Origin of the sequence: Microcystis sp. LSC13-02 (assembly GCA_002282935.1) — a bacterium.
Classification (GTDB): Bacteria; Cyanobacteriota; Cyanobacteriia; order Cyanobacteriales; family Microcystaceae; genus Microcystis.
In genome coordinates this window covers 4,092-9,796 of the sequence record MTBT01000116.1, presented here as the reverse complement: position 1 = coordinate 9,796, position 5,705 = coordinate 4,092, and the positions used below count along the sequence as shown (strand labels likewise).

Here is a 5,705-nt window from a genome sequence, read left to right as displayed (position 1 = left end):
CCCGGGTCGCGTCAACCCCATTGACGCGACCACCCTAAAAAAGTGGCGTGGTGAGGAATCGCCGTCCGTTTTACGGCGGCGAGGATGTCAATTTGTACCGAGCCTCTCGAACCCGTCCAGTCCGGCAAACCTCGCCCATAAAAATCGAAAGGAAGTTCGTTATCTTTGATTAGCTGCATAAAGGCCAAACGGTGGCGATGATTGGCTGTGCGGGTAGTTCCAGAGGTAATCCAAGAGCAGAGGCGAATTTTTTCTGGACAGGGCAAATCGGCCAGATTCCGAAAGCTGTTGCTTATGTGCCAGTCGGCAGGCATATAGTATGGTTGAGGCGCGTAATCATCCGGACCTGATACATAGCCACAATACTCGCTGGCGATGCGGTAATTTTCCAGATTGGTTGATAACACTTCCGGTAAGGGCGGTTCTCTTAAGAGATAGATAATGCGTTCCTTGGGAACTCTCCCCAAAATAGATGGAACTGCCGGCTGTTGCTTTGCTGGTTTTTTGAGCCAATTTTTCCAGCCGTCTTGCTCTTTCTTTGCTTGCGGAAAATCAAACTGATAAAGCAACAAGTAATCTGGCTCAGGAGCGTTAGCTTGTATGGAAATATTACCCCAAACTCCCATTGGATAAGGAGTTTGTTTCCATAGCCAATCTCCCTGATTTAAATTGGGATAGCTGCTGAGCATACCTACTATCCCTAATTAAGCAGTTACTACCGGGGAAGCTAACCGTTTAAAGGTCAATCTTTCATCGGCCACATCGACAAAAATCGTGTCTCCCCCTTTGAATTCGCCGCGCAGAATTGCCTTAGCGATCGGAGTTTCCACATATCTTTGTACTGCCCGTTTTAAGGGTCGCGCACCGTACACTGGATCATAACCAATTTCTGCTAGATAATCGAGAGCAATATCGGCAAGTTTCAGGGCTAATTTTTGTTCCATCAAGCGATCGCTGAGATTGGCTGTCTGTAGTTTGACAATCGATCGCAGTTGCGCTTTTTGTAGGCTGTGGAAAATGATCGTTTCATCGATACGATTGAGGAATTCGGGACGGAAACTATTCCGCATTGCTTCCATCACCCGGGACTGCATTTCCTCATAACGAGACTCATCACCAGCCACGTCTAAAATGTATTGAGAACCGATATTACTGGTCATAATAATGATTGTATTTTTGAAATCAACCAGATGACCTTGAGAGTCGGTTAAGCGCCCATCGTCAAGGATTTGTAACATAACGTTAAAAACGTCGGGATGGGCTTTTTCAATCTCATCAAAGAGGATGACAGAGTAGGGACGACGCCGGATTGCCTCGGTTAATTGTCCCCCTTCATCGTAGCCGACGTATCCCGGAGGCGCGCCCATGAGACGGGAAACGCTGTGTTTTTCCATGTATTCCGACATATCGATGCGAACTAGGGCTTCTTCGGTGTCAAAGAGATTGCGCGCTAAAGCTTTCGCCAATTCTGTCTTGCCAACACCCGTCGGACCGAGGAAAATAAAGCTGGCCGTGGGACGGTGGGGGTCCGACAAACCGGCGCGGGAACGTTGAATCGCTTCGGCCACGGCTGTGACTGCTTCCTCTTGACCGATGACACTTTCGTGTAATTCCTCTTCCAGATTGAGGAGTTTTTCTTTTTCCGATTCGATTAATTTATTGAGAGGAATTCCCGTCCATTTCGAGATAATTTCGGCGATATCCGATTCGAGAACTTCTTCCCTTAATAAACTTTTACCGGTGGTTTGTTTGTCCGCCAATTGAGTTTCTAGGGCGGACATTTGCCGCTGCAGATCGGTTAATTTTCCGAACTTTAATTCTGCAGCGCGATTATAATCATAATCTCGTTCGGCCTGTTGAATTTCCAGATTAACTTGTTCGATCGCTTCTTTAACCCCACGAACTTGATCGATAATCTCTTTTTCCCCTTGCCATTGGGCATTTAATCCCGATTGTTCTTCCTTGAGGTTAGCCAGTTCTTTTTCTAACTTTTCTAACCGTTCTCGCGAAGCTGGATCATATTCCCGTTGTAGAGAAAGTCTTTCCATTTCTAACTGGAGAATTTTGCGATCAATTTCATCGAGTTCTTCCGGTTTAGAAGTGATTTCCATCTTCAATTTTGCCGCCGCTTCATCAACTAAATCAATGGCCTTATCGGGCAAAAAGCGATCGCTAATATAACGATTAGAAAGCAGTGCCGCTGCCACTAAAGCATTATCGGCAATTTTCACACCATGATGCACCTCATAACGTTCTTTGAGACCGCGAAGAATCGAAATAGTATCGACCACATTTGGTTCATCAACTAAAACCTCTTGGAAGCGTCTTTCTAACGCCGCATCTTTTTCGATATATTTGCGGTATTCATCGAGGGTAGTGGCTCCGATACAACGCAATTCACCCCGGGCTAACATTGGTTTTAATAAATTGCCCGCATCCATTGCCCCTTGAGTGGCTCCCGCACCGACAACGGTATGAATTTCGTCAATAAACATGATGATATTGCCTTGGGAATCAGTGACTTCTTTGAGGACAGATTTTAATCTTTCCTCAAATTCCCCGCGATATTTTGCTCCCGCAATTAAGCCACCTAAATCGAGAGAAATAAGAGTACGATCCAACAAAGATTCTGGCACATCTCGGTTAATAATCCGCTGTGCTAATCCTTCGACAATTGCCGTTTTTCCTACTCCTGGTTCCCCGATTAAAACCGGGTTATTTTTAGTCCGACGCGAGAGAATCTGAATCGTGCGACGGATTTCGTCATCCCGTCCAATTACGGGGTCTAATTTACCTTCCCGTGCCAATTGGGTGAGATCCCGTCCGTATTTTTCTAGGGCCTCATATTTGCCTTCTGGATTCTGATCGGTCACTTTTTGACTACCTCTGACTTTTTGAATAATTTCCTTGAGCTTGCTTTCGGTAAGTCCGAATTCTTGAAAAATATTTTTACCGAAGCGATCATCTTTAGCGTAACCTAAAATCAAATGCTCGATCGAGATAAAGTCATCTCCAAATTCTCGGCGATAATTTTCTGCTCGATCGAGTAAACTATCTAAACTACGACCTAAATAAATCGAGTCGCCGGGGTTAGATATTTTCGGTTGACGACGGATAAAATCATCGGTTCGATCCCGCAAACGGGCTAGACTAATATTAGCTTTACTAAAGACACTGCCCGCTAATCCCTCCTGTTCCAGTAGGGCTTTCATTAGATGTTCGCTTTCGATTTGTTGCTGGCTGTTCTGTTTGGCAATGTCCGGCGTTTTGACGATTGCCTCCCAAGCTTTTTCTGTAAATTGTTGTGGATTGGTTGGCTGCATTTTCTATAAGAGGTTACTTTTATACCCTAGAGATTATTCTAGATTGACTGGTTTGTCGGCTCCTAGGGGCTTACCGTACCTAGTTCAGGGGGATTTCCCCTCAACTGTGCGATTTAAGTGCCTCAAGTTTATAAGTTGTAATGGATTTAAACGGCTTCTGGGAAAATTTTAGTACAAATGTTTTAATTTTCAACCAAGCTAAAATCTTAATTATTAAAGATGTTCGCTGATGACTGATTACTGATTACTGATTACTGATTACTGATTACTGATTACTGATTAAAGCCCACCCTAAAATACTATCTAAGCGATTAAAGATTTAACTTTACTAATGATACCAACTGGGTCAATACCTTGGTGGGGGAATTGTTCCCATAAACCGCCACAACCTTCATGGTGAGTACCGATATAGGCGTATTTAGGAGTTAAACCGCGTTCGAGTAACCAAGAACCATAACGGCTACCTAAACCCGTACGACGGTTAAATGCTTCTACCACTAAAACAAAGGGAGAATTACCAACTTTAGCGATAATTTCTTCATCCACCACATTGAGAGTCGGTTTATTAATTAAACCCACGTCAACACCTTCTTGTTTTAAGCGTTCCACTGCATCTAAAGCGCGGTATAAACCATCTCCAAAGCTGATGATATAACCGGCAGTGCCTTCCCGAATCACTTCATCTTTTCCGGGGACAAAGGTGTAACCATCGCCAAAGAAATTATTACCCTTAGTATCAATAATATTGGGAGTTTTAGAACGAGTCGAGAAGATAAAACGTAGGCCGGGTTGATAGAAAGTTGCCTCGACACAAGCGGTCATTTGTGCCGCATCGGCCGGGAAATAAAGACGGGTTTCGTAACCGTCATCCAGTCCATTATCGGCAAAGAAATTATTCAAACCAAAGTGACAGGTATTATCTGCCATGTCATCGATACCAGAATGGGAAAAATGACATAAAAGATTAGAATAATTCAAACGCGCCATGGTGATTTCAGAAATACACATTTCTAGAAAAGCGGCAAAGGTGGCGAAAATTCCCTGTTTACCTTTTTCCATACCAAAACCAGCGGCTGCCGAAAGATTGCCCCGTTCCATAATACCGGAAGGAATAAACACTTCGGGATGTTTATCGTGGATAATTTTCAGACCGCAGGAACCCTCTAAATCGCTATCTACTACTAATACCTTAGCCTTGCGTTCTTCCTCGCTCATTTTGCCTAAAAGACTGACTACCGCTTCGCCGAAAACGTTGCGGTTAGAACCCCATTTATCCCCAGAACCGAGGAATTTATAGTCATTAGAAGGCTTCTTAATACTGTTGAGATATTCCACGGCGGCACTGTGTCCTTTTGCCTCTAAATATTTCAAAGCCAAGGGTACAGAAATCACATCATGACCGTGGTTAGAACCTTCTAAACCTTCAATACCGGGACACATGGGACGTTTATTAATAATCGCAATCGGGCCTGGAGTATTAATTGCTTCACAGATATTGCGATACAAACTATCGATATCTTCCCCATCTCCCACTAACACTTTTAGTCCATGGCCGGCGAGAGTTTTAGCCACATCATAACCGGGTAAATATTTGGAAGGATTACCAGCAATCGTCACATCATTATCATCAATAATCAGCTTAACATTGATGTGTTGAGCCACGGCTAAACGGGCAGCTTCCGCGTCATTGCCTTCCTGTTGAGAACCATCGGAACCTAAACAAAAAACGGTTTTTCCGGGGTTAGCTAAAGCGACACCGTTAACGTAGGGCCACATATGTCCTAAACGGCCAGAACTAAATTTTACGCCGGGGGTTAATCCTAATTCCGGGTGTCCGGGGAGTTTAGAATTAGCCTCGCGGTAGTGCATTAATTGTTCTGGGGGTAAAGAACCTTCTAACGCAGACAGGAGATATTGAGTACCGACGCGGTGTCCCGCTTCATCGAAGAAAATTGGTACAAATTGACTAGGTTGACTGCGGAAAAGAGCATCGAGAATCACCACTTCCGGGACGGTATCGTAGGGGCCGCCGGTGTGTCCACCCACACCCCGGGCCGCACCCGTGGCAGTAAAAAAGATGATAGCATCGCGACAGAGTTGGATATTGGCTTTTAGGGCGCTTCTTTGGTGGTCGGTGAGGGTGGGGTTACTGGGGTCGAGACTGATGGGTTTATAGGCAGTCAAATCGATGGGAAAGGCTGTCATTGTCGATTTTCCTTAATGTAGAGAAATAACTATAGTCAGGGAAATCATAGCCTAGAATGTCACCCGATCGATTGATTGAATAATTTCTTATCGAAAATTTGGGTTAAAACCCCGTCCTTTGAGGACGGCTTTAAGCTACAATGGAAAAAGCGATAACCAAGCTAAAAACTGAACCTT

At 44.5% G+C, this 5,705-nt stretch carries 3 protein-coding genes; all 3 read right to left on the bottom strand.

The features are described 5' to 3' along the window. Nucleotides 1-11: 11 nt before the first annotated feature. Entirely contained in the window at nucleotides 12-689 is a 678-nt protein-coding gene (locus BGL89_RS07035) for a hypothetical protein (RefSeq protein WP_286825083.1), read from the bottom strand. 15 nt (nucleotides 690-704) lie between these two features. Then, entirely contained in the window at nucleotides 705-3,323 is a 2,619-nt protein-coding gene (clpB, locus tag BGL89_RS07030) for an ATP-dependent chaperone ClpB (RefSeq protein ID WP_286825082.1), read from the bottom strand. A gap of 303 nt (nucleotides 3,324-3,626) precedes the next feature. Further along, entirely contained in the window at nucleotides 3,627-5,528 is a 1,902-nt protein-coding gene (locus BGL89_RS07025) for a thiamine pyrophosphate-binding protein (protein WP_286825081.1), read from the bottom strand. Between the last annotated feature and the right edge of the window lie 177 nt (nucleotides 5,529-5,705).